Source organism: Pseudooceanicola sp. NS-SX8 (assembly GCF_057380755.1).
The window spans coordinates 377,501-404,037 of the sequence record NZ_CM170819.1 but is presented as its reverse complement, the minus strand read 5'-3'; the positions used below and the strand labels follow the sequence as shown (position 1 = coordinate 404,037).

At 65.4% G+C, this 26,537-nt stretch carries 26 protein-coding genes and 2 rRNA genes (1 of these 28 cut by a window edge); 14 read left to right on the top strand and 14 right to left on the bottom strand.

From position 1 onward, the window contains the following. The first annotated feature begins 19 nt into the window (after window positions 1–19). Window positions 20–421: an acyl-CoA thioesterase gene (locus AC2IR1_RS01770; protein WP_486474566.1), complete on the top strand. Its 402-nt coding sequence runs from the start codon at window positions 20–22 to the stop codon at window positions 419–421. Window positions 422–435: 14 nt separating this feature from the next. Here the strand turns inward: AC2IR1_RS01770 and AC2IR1_RS01765 are convergent, their stop codons facing one another. Next, entirely contained in the window at window positions 436–978 is a 543-nt protein-coding gene (locus AC2IR1_RS01765) for a sugar O-acetyltransferase (protein WP_486474565.1), read from the bottom strand. Further along, complete coding sequence (rlmJ, locus tag AC2IR1_RS01760) at window positions 975–1,754, bottom strand: 23S rRNA (adenine(2030)-N(6))-methyltransferase RlmJ (RefSeq protein ID WP_486476353.1); 780 nt, start codon at window positions 1,752–1,754, stop codon at window positions 975–977. The genes AC2IR1_RS01765 and rlmJ overlap by 4 nt, the downstream gene beginning before the upstream one ends. Window positions 1,755–1,973: 219 nt before the next feature. Between rlmJ and AC2IR1_RS01755 the strand changes: the two genes are divergently transcribed. The 10 genes from AC2IR1_RS01755 (at window position 1,974) to AC2IR1_RS01710 (ending at window position 11,411) form a co-directional block, all read left to right on the top strand. Beyond that, window positions 1,974–3,020 (top strand): rod shape-determining protein, encoded by a 1,047-nt coding sequence (locus AC2IR1_RS01755; protein ID WP_486474564.1) that lies wholly within the window; start codon window positions 1,974–1,976, stop codon window positions 3,018–3,020. A 67-nt stretch (window positions 3,021–3,087) separates the two neighbouring features. Further along, the gene (gene mreC / locus AC2IR1_RS01750; RefSeq protein WP_486474563.1) at window positions 3,088–4,032 is read left to right on the top strand and encodes a rod shape-determining protein MreC; all 945 of its coding nucleotides are present in this window, start codon (window positions 3,088–3,090) and stop codon (window positions 4,030–4,032) included. Beyond that, a complete protein-coding gene (locus tag AC2IR1_RS01745; RefSeq protein ID WP_486474562.1) occupies window positions 4,025–4,573 on the top strand; it encodes a rod shape-determining protein MreD in 549 nt (182 codons plus the stop codon). The genes mreC and AC2IR1_RS01745 overlap by 8 nt, the downstream gene beginning before the upstream one ends. Further along, on the top strand, window positions 4,570–6,513 hold the full coding sequence (gene mrdA, locus AC2IR1_RS01740; protein ID WP_486474561.1) for a penicillin-binding protein 2: 1,944 nt from the start codon (window positions 4,570–4,572) through the stop codon (window positions 6,511–6,513). The genes AC2IR1_RS01745 and mrdA overlap by 4 nt, the downstream gene beginning before the upstream one ends. Continuing rightward, a complete protein-coding gene (gene rodA, locus AC2IR1_RS01735) occupies window positions 6,510–7,649 on the top strand; it encodes a rod shape-determining protein RodA (RefSeq protein ID WP_486474560.1) in 1,140 nt (379 codons plus the stop codon). The genes mrdA and rodA overlap by 4 nt, the downstream gene beginning before the upstream one ends. Window positions 7,650–7,947: 298 nt before the next feature. After that, window positions 7,948–8,325 (top strand): 50S ribosomal protein L19, encoded by a 378-nt coding sequence (rplS, locus tag AC2IR1_RS01730; RefSeq protein ID WP_486474559.1) that lies wholly within the window; start codon window positions 7,948–7,950, stop codon window positions 8,323–8,325. Window positions 8,326–8,336: 11 nt separating this feature from the next. Then, window positions 8,337–8,558 carry a 50S ribosomal protein L31 gene (gene rpmE / locus AC2IR1_RS01725; protein WP_486474558.1) on the top strand — a complete coding sequence of 74 codons (222 nt, stop codon included), beginning with the start codon at window positions 8,337–8,339 and terminating at the stop codon, window positions 8,556–8,558. A gap of 179 nt (window positions 8,559–8,737) precedes the next feature. Beyond that, window positions 8,738–9,907, top strand: coding sequence for an APC family permease (locus AC2IR1_RS01720; RefSeq protein WP_486474557.1), 1,170 nt, complete (start codon window positions 8,738–8,740; stop codon window positions 9,905–9,907). A 150-nt stretch (window positions 9,908–10,057) separates the two neighbouring features. After that, window positions 10,058–10,867, top strand: a complete 810-nt coding sequence (locus AC2IR1_RS01715) for a division plane positioning ATPase MipZ (protein WP_486474556.1) — start codon at window positions 10,058–10,060, stop codon at window positions 10,865–10,867. Window positions 10,868–10,886: 19 nt separating this feature from the next. Further along, window positions 10,887–11,411, top strand: coding sequence for a DinB family protein (locus AC2IR1_RS01710; RefSeq protein WP_486474555.1), 525 nt, complete (start codon window positions 10,887–10,889; stop codon window positions 11,409–11,411). On the opposite strand, the gene AC2IR1_RS01705 is transcribed toward AC2IR1_RS01710, so the two are convergent. From AC2IR1_RS01705 to AC2IR1_RS01695, 3 genes are read right to left on the bottom strand one after another with little or no spacing between them, the layout of a single operon-like run. Next, on the bottom strand, window positions 11,408–12,220 hold the full coding sequence (locus tag AC2IR1_RS01705; protein ID WP_486474554.1) for a metal ABC transporter permease: 813 nt from the start codon (window positions 12,218–12,220) through the stop codon (window positions 11,408–11,410). The genes AC2IR1_RS01710 and AC2IR1_RS01705 overlap by 4 nt on opposite strands. Further along, entirely contained in the window at window positions 12,220–12,993 is a 774-nt protein-coding gene (locus tag AC2IR1_RS01700) for an ATP-binding cassette domain-containing protein (protein WP_486476352.1), read from the bottom strand. The genes AC2IR1_RS01705 and AC2IR1_RS01700 overlap by 1 nt, the downstream gene beginning before the upstream one ends. An 8-nt stretch (window positions 12,994–13,001) precedes the next feature. Then, a complete protein-coding gene (locus tag AC2IR1_RS01695) occupies window positions 13,002–13,487 on the bottom strand; it encodes a Fur family transcriptional regulator (protein WP_486474553.1) in 486 nt (161 codons plus the stop codon). Between the two features lie 96 nt (window positions 13,488–13,583). On the opposite strand from AC2IR1_RS01695, the gene AC2IR1_RS01690 reads away from it, so the two are divergent. Then, window positions 13,584–14,699 carry a zinc ABC transporter substrate-binding protein gene (locus tag AC2IR1_RS01690; RefSeq protein ID WP_486474552.1) on the top strand — a complete coding sequence of 372 codons (1,116 nt, stop codon included), beginning with the start codon at window positions 13,584–13,586 and terminating at the stop codon, window positions 14,697–14,699. A gap of 34 nt (window positions 14,700–14,733) precedes the next feature. Here AC2IR1_RS01690 and AC2IR1_RS01685 read toward each other — a convergent pair whose 3' ends face one another. Continuing rightward, window positions 14,734–15,405: a hypothetical protein gene (locus tag AC2IR1_RS01685; protein WP_486474551.1), complete on the bottom strand. Its 672-nt coding sequence runs from the start codon at window positions 15,403–15,405 to the stop codon at window positions 14,734–14,736. A 226-nt stretch (window positions 15,406–15,631) separates the two neighbouring features. On the opposite strand from AC2IR1_RS01685, the gene AC2IR1_RS01680 reads away from it, so the two are divergent. Beyond that, complete coding sequence (locus tag AC2IR1_RS01680; RefSeq protein ID WP_486474550.1) at window positions 15,632–18,217, top strand: chemotaxis protein CheB; 2,586 nt, start codon at window positions 15,632–15,634, stop codon at window positions 18,215–18,217. Window positions 18,218–18,352: 135 nt separating this feature from the next. Here AC2IR1_RS01680 and AC2IR1_RS01675 read toward each other — a convergent pair whose 3' ends face one another. The 4 genes from AC2IR1_RS01675 to ectA form a co-directional block, all read right to left on the bottom strand. Then, on the bottom strand, window positions 18,353–19,804 hold the full coding sequence (locus AC2IR1_RS01675) for an aspartate kinase (RefSeq protein WP_486474549.1): 1,452 nt from the start codon (window positions 19,802–19,804) through the stop codon (window positions 18,353–18,355). A 147-nt stretch (window positions 19,805–19,951) separates the two neighbouring features. Next, window positions 19,952–20,353 (bottom strand): ectoine synthase, encoded by a 402-nt coding sequence (locus AC2IR1_RS01670; protein WP_486474548.1) that lies wholly within the window; start codon window positions 20,351–20,353, stop codon window positions 19,952–19,954. A 5-nt stretch (window positions 20,354–20,358) separates the two neighbouring features. Continuing rightward, window positions 20,359–21,645 (bottom strand): diaminobutyrate--2-oxoglutarate transaminase, encoded by a 1,287-nt coding sequence (gene ectB, locus AC2IR1_RS01665; RefSeq protein WP_486474547.1) that lies wholly within the window; start codon window positions 21,643–21,645, stop codon window positions 20,359–20,361. Window positions 21,646–21,712: 67 nt separating this feature from the next. After that, a complete protein-coding gene (ectA, locus tag AC2IR1_RS01660) occupies window positions 21,713–22,252 on the bottom strand; it encodes a diaminobutyrate acetyltransferase (protein ID WP_486474546.1) in 540 nt (179 codons plus the stop codon). 237 nt (window positions 22,253–22,489) lie between these two features. On the opposite strand from ectA, the gene AC2IR1_RS01655 reads away from it, so the two are divergent. Beyond that, window positions 22,490–22,969 (top strand): MarR family winged helix-turn-helix transcriptional regulator, encoded by a 480-nt coding sequence (locus AC2IR1_RS01655; RefSeq protein ID WP_486474545.1) that lies wholly within the window; start codon window positions 22,490–22,492, stop codon window positions 22,967–22,969. Window positions 22,970–23,023: 54 nt separating this feature from the next. Here AC2IR1_RS01655 and AC2IR1_RS01650 read toward each other — a convergent pair whose 3' ends face one another. From AC2IR1_RS01650 to AC2IR1_RS01635, 4 genes are all read right to left on the bottom strand, one after another. Then, window positions 23,024–23,530 carry an acyloxyacyl hydrolase gene (locus tag AC2IR1_RS01650; protein WP_486474544.1) on the bottom strand — a complete coding sequence of 169 codons (507 nt, stop codon included), beginning with the start codon at window positions 23,528–23,530 and terminating at the stop codon, window positions 23,024–23,026. Window positions 23,531–23,640: 110 nt separating this feature from the next. Next, entirely contained in the window at window positions 23,641–24,516 is an 876-nt protein-coding gene (locus tag AC2IR1_RS01645) for a glycosyltransferase family 2 protein (RefSeq protein ID WP_486474543.1), read from the bottom strand. A gap of 246 nt (window positions 24,517–24,762) precedes the next feature. Further along, window positions 24,763–24,877: ribosomal RNA gene (rrf, locus tag AC2IR1_RS01640) — 5S ribosomal RNA — on the bottom strand. 79 nt (window positions 24,878–24,956) lie between these two features. Beyond that, a 23S ribosomal RNA gene (locus tag AC2IR1_RS01635) occupies window positions 24,957–26,537 on the bottom strand (it continues 1,248 nt past the right edge of the window).

Here is a 26,537-nt window from a genome sequence, read left to right as displayed (position 1 = left end):
GACAGGCAAGGAGACCGAGATGCCGCAAGATCACCCCGAGGGCATGGAACTGACCCTCAGAACCCTGGCGATGCCCGCCGACACCAATGCCGCCGGTGACATCTTCGGCGGATGGGTCATGTCTCAGATGGACCTCGCCGCCGCCATCCGCGCCAATGAACGCTGCAACGGCCGCACCGTCACCATCGCCGCCGACCAGATCGTCTTCAAGAAGCCCGTGAAAGTGGGCGACACGCTCTGCGTCTATACCGCCGTGGATCACGTCGGCCGCAGCTCCATGGTGATCCGGATCGAGGTCTGGTCCCGCCGCGCCTATACCGCGATCCGCGAACATGTGACCGAGGCGAAGTTCACCATGATCGCCGTCGGCGAAGACGGCCGTCCGCGCGCCGTCGATCAGCCCGTCGTCACCGAAGCCTGATCCCGGGAGGGGACCTAAAGCGCCCTTGCCGGCACGCCCGCGACCTTGCCGCCCGGCGGCACGTCGCGGGTGACCACCGCCCCCGCCGCCACGATGGCGCCATCGCCGATGGTGACCCCGCCCAGCACCGTTGCGCCACCGCCGATCCAGACATCTTCGCCAAGCGTGATCGGGCGGGCGATCTCCTGCCCCTCGCCGCGCAGCTTCGGGTCGTGGTGGTGTTCCGGGCAGAGCAGCTTGACCTGCGGCCCCAGCATGCTCCGCGCACCGATCCGCACCGGCGCGCTGTCCAGCACGACACAGCCCGCATTCAGGTAGACCATCGGCCCCAGGAACAGGTTGAATCCATAGGCACAATGGAAGGGCGCCTCCAGGTAGGCGCTTTCATCGAAGGCCCCGCAGATGGCGCGCAGCAGCGGCCCGCAATGGCCCCGCTCGGCCGGTGACAGCGTGTTGTGCTGCCAGACCGCGTGACGGGTGGCCGTGCGCAGGTCATCGACCTCCGGATCCAGGGTGTTGAACCACTCCCCCGCCTTCATCTTCGCCAGTTCGCTCACCCTCCGCCTCCGATCAGCCCGGCCAGCCGGGCCGCCTCCTCTTCGGTGCCGAAGGGGGTGTTCACCATGAACATGCCCGATCCGACCATGCCGTGCCCTTCCCGCACCGGGGGGAAGCGCACCTCGCTTTTCAATACCTTGGGCAGGTCCTGCGACTCCAGCGCGCGGATCATCGGCAGGTGCCGCCCGTCCTTCAGGATCGGGTACCAGATCGCCAGAACGCCAACGTTCCAGGCGCGATGCAGCTTCTTCACCACGTCGGGGATGCGGTCGTATTCGCTCTTCACCTCGTAAGAGGGATCAATCAGCAGCATGCCCCGGCGGGGCTCCGGCGGGCAAAGGGACAGCACCATCTCGTAGCCGTCCTGCCGGTGCACCTTCGCCCGGCGACCCATGGCCTGCTGCAGCGCCACCTGCTCCTGCGGATGCAGTTCCGCCAGGTGGAGGGAATCACCCTCCCGCAACAGCTCCGCCGCGATCATCGGGGATCCGGGATAGGCCGTGGCGCCATGCCGCGCCCGAATGTCCCGCAGGACACGGGCATAGGGGTGATCCGGGGGGAAATCCCCGGCGTGGGCGCCAATCCCCGCCGCGGCCTCCCCCGTCTTCAGCGCCTCGGCACTGGACAGGTCATAAAGCGCACGCCCCGCGTGAGTTTCCATGTAGGTCAATGGCTTGGGCTTCTCCGTCAGCCGCGCCAGCATCGCAGCCAGAAGCGCGTGCTTGTGCAGATCGGCGGGGTTCCCGGCGTGATAGATATGTTGGTACGACAGCATGGCCCCGGATACGACGGCGCCTGCCATTCGCGCAATCCCTATCACCTGCACCCGCCGTTCACCGGTTATTGACCATGCAAAGGCCCGTTCCACGGCGAAATGGCGCTTATTCAGGCCCGCCCGCCTCTTTCCACCTGCCCTGTCCCTGAATATAAGGGCGCTCAATCGAGAGCCCGCCGGGGGAGCGGGCCGATCGCGTTACGATAATCGGGACAGGACATGGCAGTATTCGACAAGATGCCGGGGCTTTTTTCCTCGGACATGGCAATCGACCTCGGCACGGCGAATACGCTGGTCTACGTGAAGGGCCGGGGCATCATCCTGTCCGAGCCTTCGGTGGTTGCCTACCACGTCAAGGATGGCGTCAAGAAAGTGCTCGCCGTGGGTGAGGACGCCAAGCTGATGCTGGGCCGGACCCCGGGTTCGATCGAGGCGATCCGCCCGATGCGCGAAGGCGTCATCGCCGACTTCGACGTGGCCGAAGAGATGATCAAGCACTTCATCCGCAAGGTGCACAAGCGCTCGACCTTCTCCAAGCCGAAGATCATCGTCTGCGTGCCCCATGGCGCGACCCCGGTCGAAAAACGCGCGATCCGCCAGTCGGTCCTGTCTGCCGGCGCCCGCCGCGCCGGCCTGATCGCCGAACCGATCGCCGCGGCCATCGGCGCCGGCATGCCCATCACCGATCCGACCGGCAACATGGTCGTCGACATCGGCGGCGGCACCACCGAAGTGGCCGTTCTGTCGCTGGGTGACATCGTCTACGCCCGCTCCGTCCGCGTCGGCGGTGACCGCATGGACGAGGCGATTATCTCTTACCTGCGGCGTCAGCAAAACCTGCTGATCGGCGAAAGCACCGCCGAGCGGATCAAGACCGCCATCGGCACCGCCCGCATGCCCGACGACGGCCGTGGCGCCTCCATGCAGGTGCGTGGCCGCGACCTGCTGAACGGCGTGCCCAAGGAAACCGAGATCACCCAGGCCCAGGTGGCCGAGGCGCTGGCCGAACCCGTGCAGCAGATCTGCGAAGCGGTGATGACCGCGCTCGAAGCCACCCCGCCGGACCTGGCCGCAGACATCGTCGACCGTGGCGTCATGCTGACCGGCGGCGGTGCCCTGCTGGGGGATCTGGACCTGGCCCTGCGCGAACAGACCGGCCTCGGCGTTTCCATCGCTGACGAAAGCTTGAACTGCGTGGCGCTTGGTACCGGCAAGGCGCTGGAGTATGAAAAGCAACTCCGCCACGCGATTGACTACGACAGCTGAGACCCCGAAGCTGAGGACCTGAGACGGGCCTCCTCTCGGCCCGTTTCCCTGCCTTTTCGAGGGTCCAATGGCCAAGGACAAAAATCAGGACGAGGACTATTTCACCCCGATCCGCAGGCTCATCCTGTCGGTTCTGGTGCTGGTCCTCATCGCCGTCTTCCTTGTCTGGCGCATCGACAGCCCGCGCGTCGAACGCTTCCGCGCCCAGATCATCGACCGCGTCATGCCCAGCATGGACTGGGCCATGGCCCCGGTCACCGGCGCCGTGAACCTGATCCGCGATTTCCAGAGCTATCAGCGCATCGCCGAGCAGAACCAGGAACTGCGCCGCGAACTGCAGCAGATGAAGGCCTGGAAAGAGGCCGCCCTGCAGCTGGAACAGGAAAACGCCCGCCTGCTCGACCTCAACAACGTGCAGCTCGACCCGCGCCTGACCTATATCACCGGCGTCGTGATGGCCGACAGCGGCTCGCCCTACCGGCAATCCGTCCTGCTCAACATCGGGGCCCGTGACGGCATCGTCGATGGCTGGGCCGCGATGGACGGCATCGGGCTGGTCGGCCGGATCTCCGGCGTGGGGGACAAGATCAGCCGGGTCATCCTGCTGACCGACACCTCCTCCCGCCTGCCGGTGACGATCCAGCCCTCGGGCCAGACCGCTATGGTCATGGGCGACAATACCGCCGCCCCCGCGCTCGACTTCATCGAAGATCCCGACCTGGTGCGCCCCGGCGACCGCGTCGTCAGTTCCGGCGATGGCGGGGTCTTCCCGGCGGGCCTTCTGGTGGGCCAGGTGGCGCAGGACAAGCTGGGCCGCCTGCGGGTGCGCCTGTCGGCGGATTACGAACGGCTCGAATTCCTCAGGGTGCTGCGCCACATGGGCACCGAACGGCTGACCGAACCGGGCGGGCTGATCCTGCCCCACGGCCGCCCCGCACCGCGCGACAGCAACGCCGCGCCCCAGGCCCCCGGCACCGTGTCCCCGCTGGCTTCGGGAGGCGTCGATGGCTGACCTGATCCGCGCCTCGGCCACCCGGATGTGGGCCCTGCGCGGCGCCTATGCCGCGCTGTGCCTGGTGCTGATCATGTTCGCCCTGCTGCCGCTGGAAACCATGCCCCGCCTCTGGGCCGGGCCGGACCTGCTGCTGGGGCTGACCCTCGTGTGGTCCCTGCGCCGGCCCGAACTGGCGCCGCTGCCGCTGATCGCCGCCGTCTTCCTGCTGTCGGACCTGCTGCAGATGCGCCCGCCCGGGCTGATGGCGGCCATCGCCACCTTCGTCATCTACCGGATGCAGCGCCGCGCCCGCTTCATGCGGGACCGGTCCTTCCTGGCCGAATGGCTCAGCGCGGCCATCGCCTCGGCCCTCGTCCTGCTGGGCTACTGGCTGGCGCTCGGGCTCTTCTTCGTGGACAAGGCTCCCCTGACCATCGTCGCCTCGCAGCTGGCGATGACCATTGCCTTCTACCCGGTCCTGGCCGGGCTTTCCGCCTTCTTCTTCGGCCTGCGCCGCACCGCGGTGGGTGAGGTCGACAGCCTGGGGCACAAGCTATGAGACGTAATCCCCGCGACACCCAGATTTCGGGCAAGAAGATCACCCGCCGCGCCGCCCTTCTGGGCGGGGCGCAGCTGGGCTTCATGGGTCTTCTGGCCTGGCGCATGCGCCACCTGCAGGTCGATCAGGCGGACCAGTACCGCATGCTGGCCGAGGAAAACCGCATCAACCTGCGCCTCATTCCGCCCGCCCGCGGGGAAATCTTCGATCGCAACGGCCTGGCCATCGCCCGCAACGAACCCGCCTACCGGATCACCATCGTCCGCGAAGACGCGGGTGACGTCGAAGAGGTGCTCAAACGGCTCTCCGAACTGGTCCCGATCGAACCCTCGGACATCGAACGCACCCTGGCAGAGATGAAACGCTCCGCCCCGTTCCTGCCGATCACCGTGGCCGAAAGGGTCAGCTGGCAGGACGTGTCGAAGATCGCGGTGAACACCCCCGCCCTGCCCGGCATCACGCCGGACGTGGGCCTGTCGCGCTTCTACCCGCTGCACGACGATTTCGCCCATGTGGTGGGCTACGTCGGCCCGGTCTCCGACTACGACCTGTCCAAGATCGACGACCCGGATCCCGTGCTGGGCATCCCGCGGTTCCAGATCGGCAAGGTCGGCCTGGAAGCCAAGATGGAGGACGAGCTGCGCGGCTCCGCCGGCACCCGCCGGGTGGAGGTCAACGCCGTCGGCCGCGTCATGCGCGAACTGGACCGGCAGGAAGGCCAGCCCGGCGCCAATCTCCAGTTGACCACCGATGTCATGCTGCAGAACTACGTCCAGGCGCGGCTTGGCGACGAAAGCGCGGCGGCGGTGGTGATCGACACCACCAACGGCGATCTGCTGGCCATCGGCTCCACCCCCAGCTTCGACCCGAACCTCTTTGTCCGCGGCATCTCCGTCACCGATTACCGGGCGCTGACGCAGAACGACCACAGGCCGCTGGCCGCCAAGTCGGTGCAGGGCATCTACCCGCCCGGCTCCACCTTCAAGATGGTCGTGGCCCTGGCCGGGCTGGAAGCAGGCATCATCGGGCCGGAAGACACCTATTACTGCGGCGGCTACCTCGAGGTATCGAACCGCCGCTTCCACTGCTGGAAACGCGGCGGCCATGGCCGGCTCAACGTGGTGGGCGGCCTGCGCGAAAGCTGCGACGTCTTCTTCTACGAACTGGCCAGCCGGCTCGGCATCGAAAAGATATCCGAGATGGCGCAGCGCATGGGCATCGGCGTGCGCCATGACCTGCCCCTGTCCGCCGTCGCCCAGGGCCTGGCGCCCACCAAGGCATGGAAGCAGGAAGTCCGTGGCCAGTCCTGGCTGATCGGTGACACGATCAACGCCTCCATCGGGCAGGGCTACGTGCTGGCCTCGCCGCTGCAACTGGCCATCATGGCCGCCCGCGTCGCCACCGGCCGCAGCGTGACCCCGCGCCTGATCAAGTCGATCGACGGGGTGGAACAGCCCTCCGGCAGCGGGGACTCCCTCGGCCTGGACCCGGCGCACCTGCGCACGGTGCAGCAGGGCATGTTCGAGGTCTCGAACTCCCGCCACGGCACCGGCTACGGCTCCCGCGTGATTGCCGAAGACCTGCGCATGGCAGGCAAGTCCGGCACCTCGCAGGTCCGCAACATCACCGCGGCCGAACGCGCTGCCGGCGTCACCTCGAACGAGGATTTGCCCTGGGAACGGCGCGACCACGCGCTCTGGGTCGATTTCGCACCCTTCGACGATCCCAAGGTCGCCGTGGCGGTCGTGGTCGAACACGGCTCCGGCGGCTCCTCCGTCGCGGCGCCGATCGCCCGCGACATCACCCTGCAGGCGCTGTTCAAGGGCGACCCGCCGCTGGATGTCTACCCTGCCAAGGACCGGGACCGCATCGCGGAGCAGCAGGAACGCCTGCGCGCCCTGCGCCCCGACCTCAGCCGTGATGCGAAGGGCCGGGCATGAGCTATCTCGAATATGCCGTAAAGACGACGCCCACGGGCTCGCGCAAGGTCTTCTACTTCAACTGGCCGCTGGCCCTGCTGCTGACCGCCGTCGCCTGCGTCGGCTTCATGCAGCTCTACTCCGTTGCCGGTGGCAGCCTGTCGCCCTGGGCCGAACCCCAGATGAAACGCTATGCCGTGGGGCTGCTGCTGATGTTTATCATCGGCATGGTGCCCGTCTGGTTCTGGCGCAACGTCTCGGGCGTGGCCTACGGCGTCTCCCTCCTGCTGCTCGTCTTCGTGGAGCTCTTCGGCTCCGTCGGCATGGGCGCGCAGCGCTGGATCGACCTGGGCTTCATGCGCCTGCAACCCTCCGAGCTGATGAAGATCGCCCTGGTGATGTTCCTGGCCGCCTACTACGACTGGCTGCCGGTGCGGAAGGTGTCGCACCCCCTCTGGGTGCTGATCCCCGTGCTGATCATCACCGTGCCCACCTTCCTCGTGCTGAAGCAGCCCGACCTGGGCACCGCCATCCTGCTGCTGACCGGCGGCGGGGCGGTGATGTTCCTGGCCGGGGTCCACTGGGCCTATTTCGCCACCGTGATCACCGCGGGCGTGGGCCTGGTCTGGGCGGTCTTCGAAAGCCGTGGCACCGACTGGCAGCTGATCAAGGATTACCAGTTCCGCCGCATCGACACCTTCCTCGACCCGTCCAAGGATCCGCTGGGTGCGGGCTACCACATCACCCAGTCGAAGATCGCCCTCGGCTCCGGCGGCTGGACCGGGCGCGGCTACATGCAGGGCACCCAGTCGCGGCTGAACTTCCTGCCGGAAAAGCACACCGACTTCATCTTCACCACCCTGGCGGAGGAATTCGGCTTCGTGGGCTCGGTCTCGCTCTTGTGCCTCTACGCGCTCATCCTGGTGTTCTGCATCGGATCCGCCATGAACAACCAGAACCGCTATGCCTCCCTGCTGACCCTGGGCATCGCGACGACCTTCTTCCTGTTCCTTGCGGTGAACATGTCCATGGTCATGGGCCTGGCCCCTGTGGTCGGCGTGCCCCTGCCCCTGGTCAGCTACGGCGGCTCGGCCATGCTGGTCCTCATGCTGGCCTTCGGCCTGGTGCAAAGCGCCCACGTCCACAAGCCACGATAGGACCCAGCCCCACACCGGACCCGCAGCCGGGCGGCCATGGGCCCGAAACCCCTTGTCGCACTGGCCGAAATGGCCTATACGCCGCCCGTCCGGGGCCGGAATCGGCCATCCGGACCTGTCCCGCGTTGCCTTTGGATCCGCATCTTCGGCGTATCCGGCAGGGACGGAAGAAGCAAAAGATGACCTGTACCTCCGCCGGGCTGCTCCAGATCGCTGGACCGGGACCCGGACGAAGAGCGGAGCTCTGGGGCCGGCAAGCAACTTCGCGGACCAACCGCGAGCAGATAGGAGAATTGCGATGGACCTGATCGCACAGCTGGAGGCGGAACAGATCGCTTCCCTGGGGAAGACCATCCCCGACTTCAAGGCCGGTGACACCATCCGCGTCGGCTACAAGGTGACAGAAGGCACCCGTACCCGTGTGCAGATGTACGAAGGCGTCTGCATCAGCCGCAAGAACGGCGCCGGCATCGCCGGTTCCTTCACCGTCCGCAAGATTTCCTTCGGCGAAGGCGTCGAGCGTGTGTTCCCGCTCTACTCCACCAACATCGACTCCATCGAGGTCGTCCGTCGTGGCCGCGTCCGTCGCGCCAAGCTGTACTACCTCCGTTCGCGTCGCGGCAAATCCGCCCGTATCGCCGAAGTCACCAACTACAAGCCCAAAGCTCAAGCCTGAGGATCGACGTCATGAAAAAGGATACCCATCCCGACTACCACTTCATCGACGTCAAGATGACCGATGGCACCGTGATCAAGATGCGCTCCACCTGGGGCAAAGAGGGCGACACCATGTCCCTCGACATCGACCCGACCGTGCACCCGGCCTGGACCGGCGGCAACTCCCGCCTGCTCGACGCCGGCGGCCGCGTGTCGAAGTTCAAGAACAAGTACGCCGGCCTGGGCTTCTGATCGCCCCGCCAGTACCGTTCCGGAAGGGCTCGCCTCAGGCGGGCCCTTTCTGCTTTTGGGCCCTCCCCCGCGTCCGGCCTTCGATGCGGCCCTCACCGCACCGGACGATGCCGTCTGCCCTTGCCCCCACCCCGTGCCGGGGCTAGGCCCTCCGGGCACGAGCCAAGCGGAAGACCCAGATGACCCCCGCCATCCTAGCCCTGACCCTGATCGCCGGTGCGGCCCTCTGGCTGCCCGCGCTCCGCCGCTGGCCCACCTGGCGCGCCATGGTCACGCCGCTGGCCTCGATCATCGGTTCCGGCTTCCTCGTCCTCGGGCCGGTGCTGGCCCATGGCTTCGGCGCCTGGGCCCCGGCGATGATGGGCGTGCTCTGCCTCGCCGCCTGGGGCTTCGGCGCCGCGATCCGGGAAAACATCGCCCGCATCGGCGACCAGCCCGCACCGAAGAGCCACCTGGAACAGCTGGCATCGGCCCTGCTGGCCTTCGCCTACGTCATCTCGGTCGCCTATTACCTGAACCTCTTCGGCTCCTTCGCGGTGCAGGTCCTGCCCTGGCAGGGCCAGACCGCCGCCCGCATCGTCACCTCCGCCGTCTTCTGCCTGATCCTTGTGCTGGGCTTCGGCCACGGCTTCAGCACGCTGGAACGGGCCGAATACCTCACCGTCACGCTGAAGCTCGCCATCATCGCGGGGCTGCTCGCCGGGCTGGCCGTCTTCTTCACCGGCGCGGCCAGGGGGGCCACGCTCTTTGTCCCGGAGGGCAGCGAGCACGGCTGGGGGGCGCTGACCCTGGGCTTCGGCCTTCTGGTGACGGTGCAGGGCTTCGAAACTTCCCGCTACCTGGAAGAGACCTACGACGCGCGCACCCGCATCCGCTCCATGCGGCTGGCTCAGGGGATCTCCACCGCGATCTACCTCGTCTACGTGCTGCTTCTGGTCTACGCCCACCACGTCCCCGACGGCACGCTGAGCGAGACGGCGGTGATCGACATGATGCGCGATGTCTCCCCCATCCTGCCCTGGATGCTGATCCTCGCCGCGCTCGCCGCCCAATTCAGCGCCGCCGTCGCCGACACCGGCGGTTCCGGCGGACTTGTGGCCGAACTGACACGCGGGCGCATCCGCGAACGGCAGGGCTACCTGGTGCTCTGCCTGGCCGGGCTGGCGCTGACCTGGGTGGCCGACGTGTTCCAGATCATCTCCTACGCCTCCCGCGCCTTTGCCCTGTATTACATGGCCCAGGCCGTGATCGCCGCCCGCCACGCCCGGGGCCCGCGCCGCCTGCTCTGGGGGGCGCTGGCGCTCCTGGCGCTGGCCATCGCGCTCTTCGGGCAGCCGGTCGAAGGCTGATCCCGGCGTTGCCTTTGGGGCGCAATCTCCGCCCCGCCCTTCTCGTTTCCACCAGCTCCGACTTGCCGCCCGCCCCCGCAATCAATTACACCTGCGCCAGCACCCTGCGGCGCCCCGGCGCGCAGGCACAACTCTCCCCGGGAACGGAACGTGGCACATATCATCGTCGTCGGAAACGAGAAGGGCGGGGCGGGCAAATCCACCGTCTCCATGCATATCGCAACCGCGCTTGCGCGGATGGGCCACAGCGTCCACGGGCTCGACCTCGACCTGCGCCAGCGCAGCTTTGCGCGCTACGTGGCCAACCGCTACGAAACGCTGAAGAAGGAAGGTATCGACCTGCCCAGCCCGGTCTTCCATGACCTGCCGGAAGTTGACGCCGCCACCCTCGTGCCCGGCGAAAACATCTACGACGCCCGTATCGCCACGGCGATTTCCCAGCTGGAAACCCAGGCTGACTTCATCCTGATCGACTGCCCCGGCTCCCACACCCGGCTCAGCCAGGTGGCGCACTCCCTGGCCGATACCCTGGTGACCCCGCTCAACGACAGCTTCGTCGATTTCGACCTGCTGGCGCGGATCGACACCGAAGGCGACAAGATCCTCGGCCCCTCCGTCTACTCCGAAATGGTCTGGGCCGCCCGCCAGCTGCGCGCGAAATCCGGGCTGAAGCCCATCGACTGGGTCGTGCTGCGCAACCGCGTGGGGGCACAGAACATGACCAACAAGAAGAAGATGGAATCCGCCATCGAACGGCTGGCCAAGCGGATCGGCTTCCGCGTCGCGCCGGGCTTCTCCGAACGGGTGATCTTCCGCGAACTCTTCCCGCGCGGCCTGACCCTGCTGGATCTGAAGGACCTGGGCGTCAGCAGCCTCAACATTTCCAACATCGCCGCCCGGCAGGAAATGCGCGACCTCGTGAAGGCGCTCGACCTGCCCGGCGTGAAGGTGAACTTCTGACCCGAAAGGGAGGGCCGACATGACCGACGCAACCCGCTCCTACCAGCTGATGGCGCTCAACAACGCCTGGGCCAATGCCACGTTCTACCGCGCCATGCGCGGCATGGGTCCGATCGAGTTCCGACAGCCGCGCCCCGGCTTCTTCCCCTCCCTGCGGGAAACGATGAACCACATCCTCTCGGTCGATCTCTTCTACATCGACGCCCTGACCAACGGCGGTCAGGGCCGCGCCGTCTATGATCGCCCGATGATCAAGAAGGTGGAGGAGCTCGCCGCGGCACAGGCCGAAGCGGATCGCACCCTGACCGAGTTCTGCCACGCGATGACCGATGCGACCCTGGCCGAAACCCGGATGACCGAACGCGATATCGGCCCGGTGCCGGAACGTGTCGACATGCTGTTGCTGCACCTCTTCCAGCACCAGGTGCACCACCGTGGCCAGGCCCATGTGCAGCTGCAGACAACCGGCATCGTGCCGCCGCAGCTGGATGAATTCTATCTGGATCACGACCGCGCCCATTCGGCGCGCGCCTATTTCGACTAGGCGCTTCCGCGCCCGGCCAGCCCCCGGCGCAGGGCCGCGAAAAGCGACCCGGCCAGGAAGATCACCGCCCCGAGGCAGACCATCGACGGCCCCGCCGGCGTGTCGAACCAAAGCGAGGCCTGCAGCCCGCCCAGGGCCGATACGATGGCGATCACCGTCGCGACCAGGGCCATGACCTCGGGCGTGCGGGCAAACGGCCGCGCGGCGGCGGCGGGCACGATCAGCATGGCCGCGATCAGCAGGCTGCCCACGACCTTGATCGCCACCGCGACCACCAGCGCCAGCGCCACGGTCAGCACCAGCTGCTCCCGCCGGGGATCGAGGCCCGAGGCCCGCGCCAGGTCCGGGTTCAGCGTCGTCGTCAAGAGCGCGGACCAGCGCCACCGCAGCAGCAGCAGCACCAGCGCGGCCCCGCCCCAGATCACCGCCAGATCCCCGCGCCCAACGGCCAGGATGTCACCGAACAGATAGCCCATCAGGTCGATCCGCACGCCCGACAAGAAGGATACCGCCACCAGGCCAAAGGCGATGGCGGTATGCGCCATGACCCCCAGCAGCGTGTCCATCGCCACGCCCCGCTCCGACAGCGAGGACACCAGCATCGCCATGGTCAGCGCCACCACCAGCACACCCGCAAAGATCGACACGTCGAAGGCCAGCGCCAGCGCCACGCCCAGCACCGCCGCATGGGCCGTGGCATCGCCGAAATAGGCCATCCGCCGCCAGACCACGAAACACCCCAGCGGGGCAGCCGCCAGGGCCAGGCCAAGCCCCGCCAGCATGGCGCGCACAAGGAAATCGTCGAGCATCAGTTGGCCCCGCCCGTCTCGTGTGAAGTGTGATCGTGGTGGTCATGGCCGCAGCCCGGCCCGTGGATATGATCGTGCTCGTGGTCGTGCTGGTGCCGGTAAAGCGCCAGCGCCCCCTGTGTGCCCGTCCCGAAAAGCGCGCGGTACTCCGGCGCGCTCGCCACGTGTTCCGGCGCGCCCTCGCAGCAGACATGACCGTTCAGGCAGATCACCCGGTCAGAGGCCGCCATGACGACGTGAAGCTCATGGCTCACCATCAGCACGGCACAGCCCAGCTCGCTCCGCAGGCGTTCGATCAGGCGATAGAAGGCGGCGGAGCCGGGCTGGTCCAGGCCCTGGGTCGCCTCGTCCAGAATCAGAAGGTCGGGCCGAGACAGCAGCGCCCGGGCCAGCAGCACCCGCTGGAACTGGCCGCCCGACAGGTCCGTCATCTGCCGCCGTTCCAGCCCGGCACCGCCCGCATGCTCCAGCGCCTCGCGCGCCTCGGCATCGCTCACCCGCACCGGCAGCGACAGGAAGCGCCGCACCGTCAGCGGCAGGGTCGGATCGATATGCAGCTTCTGCGGCACATAGCCGATGCGCAGGCCCGGCGCACGCTCCATCCGGCCACCGGCCAGGGGCACGGCGCCGATGATCATCTTCATCAAGGTCGACTTGCCCGACCCGTTGGGGCCGACGATCGTCAGGATCTCCCCCCGGTCGATGCGCAGGTCGACACCGCTCAGAACCTCGTGGCCGCCAAGACGCGCCTGCGCGCCCTGCAGCCGGACCAGCGGCGCCGTCACGCGACGGCGCTTTTCTTCTGGCAATTGGGGCACAGCCCCTCCGCCTCGACCACCGCGCGTTCGATGGTGAACCCCATCTGCCGTGCCGCATCGCCCAGGCGCCCTTCGCGCATGTCGATCCGCGCCTCCGCAACCTCGGAACAATTGCGGCAGATCAGGAAGGACGGCGCGTGATGCTCTTCGGGACAGGCGCAGGCGATGAAGGCGTTCAGCCGCTCGATCTTGTGGGCGAACCCATGCTTCACCAGGAAATCCAGCGCCCGGTAGGCCACGGGCGGCTGGCTGCCCAGCCCCTCTTCGCGCAGGTGGTCAAGGATCTCGTAGGCGCCAAGCGCCCGGTGACGTTCCAGCAGCAGTTCCAGCACGCGGCGCCGCACCGGCGTGAACTGCAGCCCCTGTTCGCGGCAGCGCGCATCCGCCGCCGCCACGCCATCGCGCATGCAGACCCCGTGATCATGGCGCGAGAATCCGGTCGTTTCCATCTCTGCCTCCTTCGCAGTCCGGTGCCCTTGCTATGTTATAGTATGTCCGTTATCAACTCGCGAGCTGTTATACTATCACATAGATAAAGGTACCCCATGAAGCTCCGGCAGATCTCAGCGGCCGCGTTCGGCCTGGCGGCCCTCGGCACCGCGGCGCAGGCAGACGCGCCCGACGTGGTGACGGAAATCGCTCCGATCCAATCCCTTGTCATGGCGGTGATGGATGGCGTGGGCGACGCCGACGTGATCCTGCCGCCCGGGGCCTCTCCGCACGGCTACTCCATGCGGCCCTCCGATGCCGTGGCCCTGCAGGATGCCGACGTGGTGTTCTGGGTGGGCGAGGCGCTGGCACCCTGGCTCGAACATCCCCTGGAAACCCTTGCCACCGACGCCCATGTCGTCGAACTGATGGCGCTGCCGGGCACCCTGCAGCTGCAGTTCCGCGCGGGCCCCGAGCTGGATGAACACCTGGGCGAGGAAGACCACGATCACGACCATGATCACGATGCGGCAGAGCATGACGACCATGATCATGACCACGACGCGGACGAGGATGATCACGATCACGAACATGCGGAAGCCGCCGAAGAGCATGAGCATGAGCATGAGCACGACGAAGATCACGCCGAGGCCCATGATGATCATGACCATGATCATGACGGCCACGAAGAAGGCCATGAACACCACCACCACCACGACGGCCTGGATCCGCACGGCTGGCTGGACCCGGAAAATGCCCGCGTCTGGCTGAGCGGCATCGCCGACGCCCTGGCAGAGGTCGATCCCGAGAACGCCGACACCTACCACGCCAATGCCGAAGCCGCCCGCGCCCAGCTGGCCGAGCTGGAAGGCACGATCAAGGAAGAGCTCGCGGCGAAGGCACCGATCAGCTTCCTCGTCTACCACGATGGCTACCAGTACTTCGAAAACCGCTTCGGCCTGACCTCCTCCGGTGCGATCACCGACAGCGACGCCAGCGCCCCCGGCGCCGCGCGCATTGCCGCGCTGCACGACGCGGTCGAAGAGGCAGGGGTGAATTGCGTCTTCACCGAACCGCAGTTCAACGCGGGCCTGGCCGACAGCGTGCTGGGCGAAGGCAACTCCAGCCTGGTGGAAATCGACCCGCTGGGCAGCAAGCTCGAAACCGGCGCCGCGCTCTATCCGCAGCTGATCCGCGCGATGGCCGACAGCTTCATCGCCTGCAAGGGCTGAGGCACCGACAGAACGGCACCGCCTGCCCGCGGTCTCAGTCCCGGGCAGGCACCAGTTTCATGGATGGCGCATGCTCGAACTCCGCCGCGGGGTCCTGCAGCGCCATTTCCTGTTCCTGCACCATGCGCTTCACCAGCTCGGCATAGAGGATCAGGTCATCCGCCTCCTCGATCAGCCGGTCGGTGTAGCGGCGCAGCAGATCCCCATCCATGCTGATCGCATCACATTCGCTGCGCAGCGCCGAGACGACGTTCAGCGCCGGCAGCAACACCCGGTCCAGCGTCTGGATGGCCAGCTTGCCGATGTGATCGGTCTGGGGCATCCGCACCATCGCCTCGGTGAAATGACGGATCGCCGTCAGGGGCTGCCCCTCGAAACTGCCGAACCAGAAACTCGCCTCGAATCCCCGTTCCGGGTGATACCGCGTATGGACCCGCAGCTTGCGGAACACCGCCCCCGGCACCCCGATCACGTAATCGGAATCCGACAGCAGCTCCCCCTTCAGATCCATCCGGTCCAGCGCCCGGGCGATCTCCGCCGCGAGGGAGGGCACGAAAATCTCCGCCAGCTCGGGCTGCTCGGGGAAACTCAGCTTGTGCATCAGCCCCCCATGAGACACGTCGATCGACCGCAGCCGGTACTTGCGCGGCGTCTCATCGCAGGCGATGTACCCCGCGAACTTCGTATGATCCTGCAAGGCCGTCACGTCTCACTCCTGCCTGTCTTCTGGCTCGCAATTTTCGAAGAATTCGCTGCAACTGGTTAAGACTAGATTAAATTGCAGAAGCTCCCTGCCGCCCGTTCGGCCCCGGGCCTGCCTGCGCCGCTCCGCAGGCACCATTCCCGTACGCATACGTTGCAAAAAGCTCAAATTTTTCTGGAATTTGGCCCCGCCGCGCGGTCTGATATCCGCAAAGCGAGATGGGGTCGCGATGACGGAAGAGCTGGAAAAGGAAGGCGGCGGCAACGCCGGGGCAGAAAACACCGAAGCCGCGGAGGCGCCGGCGCAGCAGATGCTCAGCGTCGTCGGCATCGCCGCCTCTGCCGGCGGGCTGGAGGCGACGACCCTGCTTGTGCAGAACCTCTCCGCCATGGTGCCCGCGACCTATGTCATCGCGCAGCACATGTCGCCCACGCACAAGAGCCTGCTGACCTCCCTCATCTCCCGCGAAACGCGCCTGCCCACGGTAGAGCTGAGCGAACCCGTGGTGCCCGAACCCGGCACGATCTACGTCACGCCGCACAATTCCGATGTCATCGCCCGCGATGGCAAGCTGATGCTGGTGGAACCCTTCGGCCACCCGGCCACCCCCAAACCCTCCGCCGACCGCCTGTTCCAGAGCCTGGCGGACGAGTTCGGGGAAAACGCCGTGGCCATCGTGCTCTCCGGCACCGGCTCCGACGGCAGCTACGGCGTGCAGGCCATCCGGGAGGCCGGCGGCATCACCATCGCGCAGGATGTCGATTCGGCGAAATACGACGGCATGCCCGCCTCGGCCATCGCCACCGGCTGCATCGACCTGTCGCTGACCCCCGAACGCATCGGCCAGCTGTTCGAACGCATCCTCCTGCAGCCGCGCAATTTTTCCGACCTGCGGATCATCTCCGAAAACCCCTCCCGCCTGGCCGACCTGCTGCAGATCCTGCTGGCCCGCACCGGGGTCGATTTCCGCGGCTACAAGGAAAGCACGATCAACCGCCGCATTGCCCGCCGCATGACCGCGCTGTCGATCGAAACCTACCCCGACTACGTCGACCACTGCCGCACCAGCCAGGAAGAGGTCGATGCCCTCTACAAGGACCTGCTGATCTCGGTCACCCGGTTCTTCCGCGATCCCCGGCAGTTCGACCAGCTCAAGACGCAGATTGAGCAGCTGGTGGAGCGTGACAGCAAGCGCCAGCTGCGGGTCTGGGTCACTGGCTGTGCCACCGGCGAGGAAGCCTATTCCATCGCCATCCTCTTTGCCGAAGCGCTCGGCGGCCCGGCCGCGCTGCGCAAGAGCCAGATCCAGATCTTCGCGACCGATATCGACGACCGCGCGCTCGATGTGGCGCGGCGCGGCAGCTACCCGATCTCGGCCGCCCAGGACGTGCCCAGCCACCTCCTTGCACGGTATTTCGAAATCACCGGGAACGAGCTGCGGGTGGTCCGCGCCCTGCGGGAGGTCACGCTCTTCTCCCGCCACAACATCTTCCAGGATCCGCCCTTCATCAACCTGGACCTCGTTTCGATCCGCAACCTGCTGATCTACTTCGAACCGGCACTTCAGGAACGCGTGCTCTACCGGATCCACTACGCCCTGGCCTCCCACGGGCTGCTGTTCCTGGGCACCTCCGAAACCGTCGGCGTGCTGGAAGCGCATTTCGAACAGCGCCCCGAGGCGGAGAAGGTCTTTTCCAAGCGGCGCACCGGCCATGTCACCAACTACCGCTTCCCGGAGCTGACCTCCGGCAACTACCGCGGCGGGCCCTCCGACACGGCGCCGCAGCGAATGCAGCCCAAGGAAACCGCGCCAGCCGCCGATGCGATGTACGAATCGCTCGTCAAATCGGTCGCCCCCAACGGCTTCATCAGCACGCGTGCCGGGGATATCCTGCGGATCGTGGGCGATATCTCCGCCTTCATCCAGATGGATGAGGCAGGCCCCCTGGCCATGAACACCCGCCTGCTGCGCCGTCCCCTGCGGGACGAGGTGATCAGCCTGATTTCCATCGCGCTCAAGACCCAGACGCAGCGCACCTCCCGCTGGCACGAATTCGCCCTGCCGGAGGCGAACCGCGTCCGCTTCGTCTGCTACCCGATCAACTCCGGCACCGGGGCCAACGAAAACTGCCTGATCGCCATCCAGACCAAGCAGGTGAACCGCGCCGCGCGCGACCCCGACGCCTCGCCCGGGGCCGATCGCGACTATATCGAACGGATGGAGCAGGACATGCGCTCCACCCAGGAGGCGCTGCAACAGACGGTGGAGGAACTGCAGACCACGAACGAGGAACTGCAATCGGTCAACGAGGAGATGCAGTCCACCAACGAGGAGCTTCAGGCCACGAACGAGGAGCTGGAGACCTCCAACGAGGAGCTGCAATCCGCGAACGAGGAACTGATCACCGTCAACGAGGAGCTTCAGATCAACTCGACCGAACTGCAGGCGGTTCTGGCCGACCTCGACGCGATCCTGAAGGAAGTGCCCTTCGTGGTGATTGCCGTCGATCCCGCCCTGATGGTGCGGCGGGCCTCCGACAAGGCGCGGGAATTCTTCAGGATGCGGGAAATTCCCATCACCGGCCTGCACCTGTCCCAGCTCACCATCCCCGAAGGGTTCCCCAGCCTTTCCAGCCCCGCGGCAGAGGTCTTCAACCTGCGGCAACCCAAGGAATACAGGATCACCACGGAAACCTCCGATTACCGGCTGGCCTTCATGCCCTATGCCGAAAACAAGGCGGAGCTGACCGGGCTGACGATTTCCCTCATCGACCAGCACGCCACGGCCGCGATGACCTCCGCGGTGGAAGAATAGCCCGAAGGCCCGGGCCCGGCGCCTGCGGCCTCGCAAAATGGAAGCCGCCCACCGGGTCCAACCCTGCGCAGGCGGCTTCTCCCCCAAGGGGGTCCGGGACGATGGCCCCGGAAACCTTCAGAATTTTCAGCGCGCTCAGGCGGCTTGCAGAACCTTGTCGCCCGCCTTCTCCTTATCGCGGGCGCTCTCGCCCTGCTCCACCAGCGCGCGGTGCAGCAGCTTGATCGCCTCGTCGCAGGCGTCCTGTGCCACCATGAACTGCACGTCCACGCTGCCCGGCAGGTGCTGCACCGCAAGGCTGCGCACGCCGCCTTCGCGCAGGGCACCCAGGCCGCGCTCCGTCACGTCCAGCCCTTCCAGGGACCGGCCGATGACAGACACCAGGCCCAGCCGGTCGATCCGCAGGCAGGCATTGGGGAAGGCCGCGACCAGGTCACGCTCCACCCGCCGGATCGCCTTCAGCGGCGCGTCCAGGTAGTGGGTAATGGTGTTGGCGTTCGACGCCTTGGACACGATCCGCACCTTATGGCGCGTCAGCACCTCCAGGATGCGCTGGTCGTAGCCCTTCACGCCCACCATGTCCTGTTCGAAGACCTCCAGCGCGACCACGCCCAGCCCGGTGACGATATCCACCGTCGGCGCCTCCGCCTCGGCCTCGTCGATCAGGGTACCGGGGTCCTGCGGTTCGAAGGCATTGGCCACGCGCAGGGAAATCCCCGCCTTGCGCAGGATCTTGGCGGCCTTCGGGTGGATCGCCTCCATCCCGAGGTTCGACAGCTGGTCGGCCACGTCGTAGTTCGTGTGCCCCAGCTTGCGCACCGCGCCTTCGCCCACCATCTTCGGATCTGCCGAAGACAGGTGGAATTCCTTGTGGATCACCGCCTCCCGCGCGCCGGTGATGGCGGCGATATTGGCAAATGTCACCTCGGAATAGCCGCGGTCGAATTCCCGCATCAGGCCCTCGGTGCACTGGGCATAGCCGGTGACGATCGGCAGCTCGGTCTCGAAATCGACCTGCTCGAACCCGGCACGGATGCGGCCTTCAAGATCGAGGTCGCTCTCGTCCCGCCAGCCGCTGAGGTCGACGCAGCGCGCATTCACGCCGGCCCGCTGCAGCATCAGCGTGGTGACATAGGCCGAATGGCTCTCACCCAGTCCCGACAGCAGTTCCCGGATATCCAGCATGTGGTCGCCCAGCCGGAAATGGCCGTAGCTGCACAGCCGCTGCAGGTCGAACAGGCAGGACCGCGCGCCCTCGATCCGCTCGCGCACGAACTCGTCGGCGGCGTGGATGTCGGCGGGGTGGTCCAGAACGGCCCCGTGGGCCTCCTTCATGGCATCGGCGACGCCCGACAGGGCATCCAGCCAGCCATGGGCGTTGTCGTCGTTGGAGAAGAGAGCATAGACACCGGGCTGACCCGATTTCTTGTGCTCCAGCAGCAGGTTGGTGATGCCGCCAAAGGCAGAGACCACGAAGACGCGGCCATAGGGGTTACCCTCGGCGATCAGCAGGCTGTCCCGCAGCTCGTGCACCTTCGACATGGAGGTGCCGCCGATCTTCTCGACAGTATGATTTGCAAAAGTCATTGGGGGATCTCCCGGGCCTTCCTCCTCGGACCGGGCTCCTTTTCTCTCTTGGGGGAAAGAGGGCGGCAGGGGGCGATCATCGCCCCCCACCCAAAGCTCTGCCGGATCGCCCGCCGGGCTCGTGCCTCCGGGCGCTCCGGTTCAGGCTCACGCGTCTTCGGTTTCGGCCGGCGCGTAGGAACCATCTGCCTGGTGCACCTCGGTGCCGGTGACCGGCGGGTTGAAGCAGCAGGCCATGACCAGCTCTTCGTCGGCAACCAGCGTGTGCTTGTCGTGCTCGTTCAGCGCGTACATCACACCCGGCACGATCTCATGCGTTTCGCCGGTGGCCAGGTCGGTGATCCGGCCCTTGCCCTTCATGCAGTAGACGCTCTCGAAGTGGTTCTTGTAGTGGAACGTATGCTCCGACCCGGCTTCGAGGAAGGTGATGTGGAACGAGAAGCCCATGCCGTCATCGGCCAGTAGCATCCGGACAGAGGTCCAGTTGGCGTCCGACACGACGCGGTCTTTTTCGTCCTTGGTGATCTTGTTGAAGTCGCGAACAATCATGTTTCTTACTCCGCTGCGATTTGCATCTGGTTCTGTTTGGCGGCGGCTTCGGCCAGGATCTTCAGACCCTTCCGGAAGGTTTCCACCGGCGTGGTGAGGGGGGCCAGCACCTTGACCACTTCGTCATGGGCGCCCGAGGTTTCGATGATCAGGCCCCGGTCGAAGGCTTCGGCGCAGATATGCGCGGCCAGCTCGCCCGACCCGACGTCGACACCCATCATCATGCCACGACCCTTCAGCTTGGCCCCCGGGATCTCCTTCGCGATCTCGCGCAGGCTTTCCTCGAGGATGGCGGCCTTGGTCGCGATCTCGGCCTGGAAGGCATCGTCGCTCCAGAACTTCTCGATCGCCACGCGGGCGGTGACAAAGGCATGGGTGTTGCCGCGGAAGGTGCCGTTGTGCTCGGCCGGCTTCCACACGTCGTGCTGCGGGCGCACCAGCAGCGCGGCGAAGGGCAGGCCCATGCCCGACAGGCTCTTGGCCATCGGCACCAGGTCCGGCTGCACGTCCATCTCCTCGAAGGAGAAGAAGGTACCGGTCCGGCCGATCCCGGCCTGGATGTCATCGAGGATCAGCAGCGCGCCGCACTTCTTGGCGATCCGCGCGATCCCTTCGATCCAGCGCTTCGAAGCGGCGTTCAGGCCACCTTCGCCCTGCACGGGCTCCAGGATGAAGGCCGCCGGCGCATCGATGCCGGAGCTGGGGTTGTCGATCATCTGTTCGATGATCTCCAGCGTGTCGACATTCTCGCCGAAGGCACCCTCGTAGGGCATCCGCGTCACGCCGTGCAGGTCCATGCCCGCACCGCCGCGCTTGCCTTCGTTGCCGGTCGCGGCCAGCGCGCCCAGGGTCATGCCGTGGAACCCGTTGGTGAAGGCCACGATATTGGTGCGGCCGGTCACCTTGCGGGCCAGCTTCATGGCGGCTTCGACGGCATTGGTGCCGGTCGGGCCGACCATCATCACCTTGTGGTCCATGCCGCGCGGCTTCAGGATGTTTTCCTCGAAGCTCTGCAGGAAGGCGGACTTCGTCTCGGTGTACATGTCCAGGCCGTGCGCGATGCCATCATTGCTGATGTGCTCGATCAGCGCCTGCTTCATGTCCGGGTCGTTGTGCCCGTAGTTCAGCGAAGAACAGCCTGCGAGGAAGTCGATGTACTCACGCCCTTCGGCGTCGGTCATGATCGACCCGCTGGCCTTGGTGAAAACCGTGTCGAAGCTGCGGCAATAGCTGCGCGCCTCGGACTCGCGTCGGGTAAAAATATCTTTGTCGCCTGTCGTGACAGTCGTCATTGGGGGTACCTCGAAGGGTTGAATTTGGGGGAGTTGGTCGAGCGCGCAGCCTCTGGCCGCGACGGGCTCAGGCGGCTTTTGCCGCCTGGCCGGGCTCGGAACCGAGCTCGATGGTAACCATGTGCTCGGTCGCGTGATGACCGTCGAAGTGGTCATCTTCCTTGTAGTGGGGGACATCGCTCAGCGATCCGCCCATCCGCTCGGTGAAGCGGCGGAACAGCGCCCAGGAGGCGTCGTTGTCCTTGGTGATGGTGGTCTTGATGCGTTCCACGCCAAGCTCTTCGCGGTTCACCAGGTGGGACAGCATCTTGCCGCCCAGACCCATGCCACGTGCCTCGGCCGAAACGGCCACTTGCCAGACGAACAGCGTCCCCGGTTCGCTCGGGACCATGTGCCCCGAGATCCAGCCGATCACGCCTTTTTCCGCTTCTTCCGCCAGCACGCAGGTGTCGGCGAAGTGATCGCATTGCACCAGGTTGCAGTACATCGAGTTCTCGTCGAGCGGCTTGCACGCCCGCACGAGCTCCCAGATGTCCGATCCGTCCTGCGACGTGGGTTTGCGCAGGGTCAGGGTCGTGGGTCGAAGTGTTCCAGTTCCGTCAAGCATGTGTCTCGCACTCTTGTTGCTTCGACAGTCAAAATAGATGCGCAGAGATTTATTTCAACCACTCAAAGTATTTTTCCGTGAAAAACCGCCCTTGCGGGCATATTTCACTTGAAAACTACGGTATTCGACCCGATTTCCTAAGTCATGAGGAAAGATTTTGATACGCATAGGCAAAGAATTGCCTTCCCCGGCTCAGAATGCGATCCTGTGGCTTCTGCAAGGATGAGGTTGACGGGAATGGATCGCACGGATGACAGCCTGATCGCGCTCAGGCGGATCCTGCGCGCGACGGAGCTTTTCGGGAAGGAACTCGCCCAGGCGGCGGGTCTCAGCCCGGTGCAGTTCCGTGTGCTGCAGCTGGTGGCCGAAAAGGGCCTGACCACGCCCAAGGCGCTCTCGGTGCAGATGGGCGTGACCCAGGGCACCGTCACGGCGCTGCTGGACAAGCTGCAGAAGCAGGGCATGCTGACCCGCGAACGCTCAGAGGTCGACCGCCGGCAGATGAACATCGCCATCACGGAACGCGGTCGCGAAACCCTCGCGAATGCGCCCGACCCGCTGCAGCAACGCTACGTGCGGAAATTCGAATCTCTCGAAGACTGGGAACAGGCGCAGCTGGTCTCGTCCCTGGAACGGGTCGCGGCCATGCTCGATGCGGCGGATCTCGACGCCTCGCCGGTGCTGGACACCGGGCCGATCAAGGGCCGCCCGTCCTGACGGCAGCCTGTCGGCCCGGCCCCTTGAACGTGACCTATTACTCCGGCTGACCCGTCACATCGGGATGCTGACGCGGAACTGCAGGGTTTCCAGGCCCGGGTTGGTGCTCGACAGGTCGGCATTGGACCGGTGGTCGTAGAGCAGACCGTAGCGCCAGCCGTTGCGCCCCTCGAAGCCCAGCTCGACACCGGAGCGGAACTCCACCGTGTGGCCCAGGTCCGGCCCGTCTCCCTGGGCATAGACCCCGGGCATCAGCGACAGTTGCACGTAGACCTGGTCGAACTGCGCCGTCCAGGATGCCCCCATGCCGATCCAGGTCGTCCCCTGGTCGCTCACCGACAGGCCAAAGCTCGGCTGGAAGGGGCCATAGCTGGTGCCCAGGTCGTATTTCATGAAGACTTCACTGGCGATGTCATCTTCCTGGAACATCACCTGGCCCGCGCTGAAGGACAGGCGCGACTGGTCCGCCGCGGGCGCCAGGCAGCCGTCCTGGCCACAGTGGTTCAGCCCCATGTCGGTCAGGCTCGAAATCAGGAACAACGCCGCCAGCGTACCATCCATGTCAGATAACTCCTTGCTTGCGCACCCTGTATTGCACGCAGGGCCAGCCCTGTCATCTGTCCTGGGCGCCGCCTACGAAAGCGTGTCCGCCCGGCCTCTCCGGGACGCTGTCAGAACAGGTCGCGCAGGGTCGGGTCCAGCACGATGCGAAAATCGTCCTGCCGCACCTGGGGCACGCTGAACTGATGCGCCCGGCCCTTCCGCTTGCGCGCACCCTCCAGCACCAGCCGCGCCCGTTCCGGCGCCTGGGGCGATGGCACTTCCGGCGCGTTGAAGAACTGCTTGCCGATCTTCTCCCGGATCCGCTCCGCCTTGCGCCAGCCGCGCAGGAAGGCATTCTCGCCCCGCTCCGCCCCTTCGGTCGCGGCGGCGGCGATCTCCATCCGGGCCTTACGCCGCTCCACCTGTGCCGGGGTGTTCAGGAACCGCAGATGCAGCAGCGCCAGGTCCGGCAGCAGGTCGAAGGGCGTCTCGCAGCCATGCCCACCCGCGCTCAGCCGCGCCGGCGCCGACAGGATGCCGGGCTTGGAATAGGTCGCGCTCAGCACCCCCTTGTAGCACTGCTGCAGGACCGGCCGATCCGGCGTCACCATCACCGCCTCGTCCTCCGGGAAAAGCTCGTAACCGGCCGGGGCGCAAACCGGCCCAAGGGTCCGCTCCGACAGGCGGTCCGGCAGCGGCCGCGCCGGATCCAGCGAAATGATCAGCTCATCCACGTCCCCCACCAGCACGCGATCGTGGTAGCGCGACAGCCCTGACGCGATATCAGACAGCAGGTTCCAGCGGATTTCGTCGAACATCTCGTCCGGGGCGTCACGCGGGATGTTGATGATGTTGCAGCCCCGCGCGATCTCCGCGACCTCGGGCTCTCCCCCATGGCTGATGACGTAGAGCGCGTCACGCCCGAACAGCGCCCCGTAGTAGCGCACCCACAGCTCAAGGAAGAACTGGTCCTTCCAGACCATGGTCAGACAGGCCACCCGCATCACGTATCCCCGTTCACGATGCCCCAGTGTTAGTGATGGCCGCCAGGGCTGGCAACCGAAGCGGCGCCCCGGGCCCGGTCACGCGTCCTGCGACAGATGCCCCGACGCCACAGAAGGCAGCGCAGCAGGGGCAGACGGCCAGATTGAGGGGGACAAGACCAGGTATGCAAAGGCTGGAAACGAAGAAAGCCGACCTGCACCTGGCAGATCGGCTTTCTTTAAGACATCGTGATGGATTTTTTCTAGGTCTGGCGGCGACTTACTCTCCCACGACTTAAGTCGCAGTACCATCAGCGCGACGGCACTTAACTTCCGGGTTCGGGATGGGACCGGGTGTTTTGCTCGTGCTATGACCACCAGACCGAGGAAAAATCCACATGAGAGATATCAATCTGTTGTCTTAGTGACTTCTGAGCAGAAGTGATTGACTTCTACTGGATCGTATCAAGCCTATCGGGCCATTAGTACCGGTCAACTGAATGCATTGCTGCACTTACATCTCCGGCCTATCGACGTGGTGGTCTACCACGGCCCTCAGGGATACCTTGTTTTGAGGGGGGCTTCCCGCTTAGATGCCTTCAGCGGTTATCCTGTCCGATCATAGCTACCCAGCACTGCCATTGGCATGACAACTGGTCCACCAGTGGATCGTTCACCCCGGTCCTCTCGTACTAGGGGCAACTCCTCTCAAGTATCCTACACCCACGGCAGATAGGGACCGAACTGTCTCACGACGTTCTAAACCCAGCTCACGTACCTCTTTAAACGGCGAACAGCCGTACCCTTGGGACCTGCTCCAGCCCCAGGATGAGATGAGCCGACATCGAGGTGCCAAACACTGCCGTCGATATGGACTCTTGGGCAGTATCAGCCTGTTATCCCCGGCGTACCTTTTATCCGTTGAGCGATGGCCCTCCCACTTGGGACCACCGGATCACTATGGCCGTCTTTCGACTCTGCTCGACTTGTCAGTCTCGCAGTCAGGCTGGCTTCTGCCATTGCACTCAACGAGCGATTTCCGACCGCTCTGAGCCAACCTTCGCGCGCCTCCGTTACGCTTTGGGAGGCGACCGCCCCAGTCAAACTACCCGCCACACAGGGTCCCGGAACCCGATAAGGGATCGCGGTTAGACATCAAGCAGAACAAGGGTGGTATCTCAAGGATGACTCCACAGACACTGGCGTGTCTGCTTCAAAGTCTACCACCTATCCTGCACATGTTGTGCCTGATGCCAGTGTGAAGCTGTAGTAAAGGTGCACGGGGTCTTTCCGTCTAACCGCGGGAAGCCTGCATCTTGACAGGCAATTCAATTTCGCTGAGTCGATGTTGGAGACAGCGGGGAAGTCGTTACGCCATTCGTGCAGGTCGGAACTTACCCGACAAGGAATTTCGCTACCTTAGGACCGTTATAGTTACGGCCGCCGTTTACCTGGGCTTCAATTCGGAGCTCTCACCCCTCCTTTTAACCTTCAGGCACCGGGCAGGCGTCAGACCCTATACGTCGTCTTGCGACTTCGCAGAGCCCTGTGTTTTTAGTAAACAGTCGCCACCCCCTGGTTTGTGCCCCCGGATCCAAGTTGCCTTGAACCCGGGCTCCCTTCTCGCGAACTTACGGGAGTATTTTGCCGAGTTCCTTCAACATCGTTCTCTCAAGCGCCTTGGTATTCTCTACCAGTCCACCTGTGTCGGTTTAGGGTACGGTCTTAAAGCGGGGCTATTTCCAGGAACCTCTAAGCAGCCCATTCAATCCGATAAGGATGAACTACCTTCGAGATCCGTCACCACCGCACGGCTCAGGAATATTAACCTGATTCCCATCGTCTACGCATTTCTGCCTCGACTTAGGGGCCGGCTTACCCTGCTCAGATTAGCTTTAAGCAGGAACCCTTGGACTTTCGGCGAGAGTGTCTCTCACACTCTTTGTCGCTACTCATGTCATCATTCTCGCTAGTGATCTCTCCACCGGATCCCTCACAGGCCGGCTTCACAGAAAGCTCCTTGCGTCCAATCTTCCCGAAGG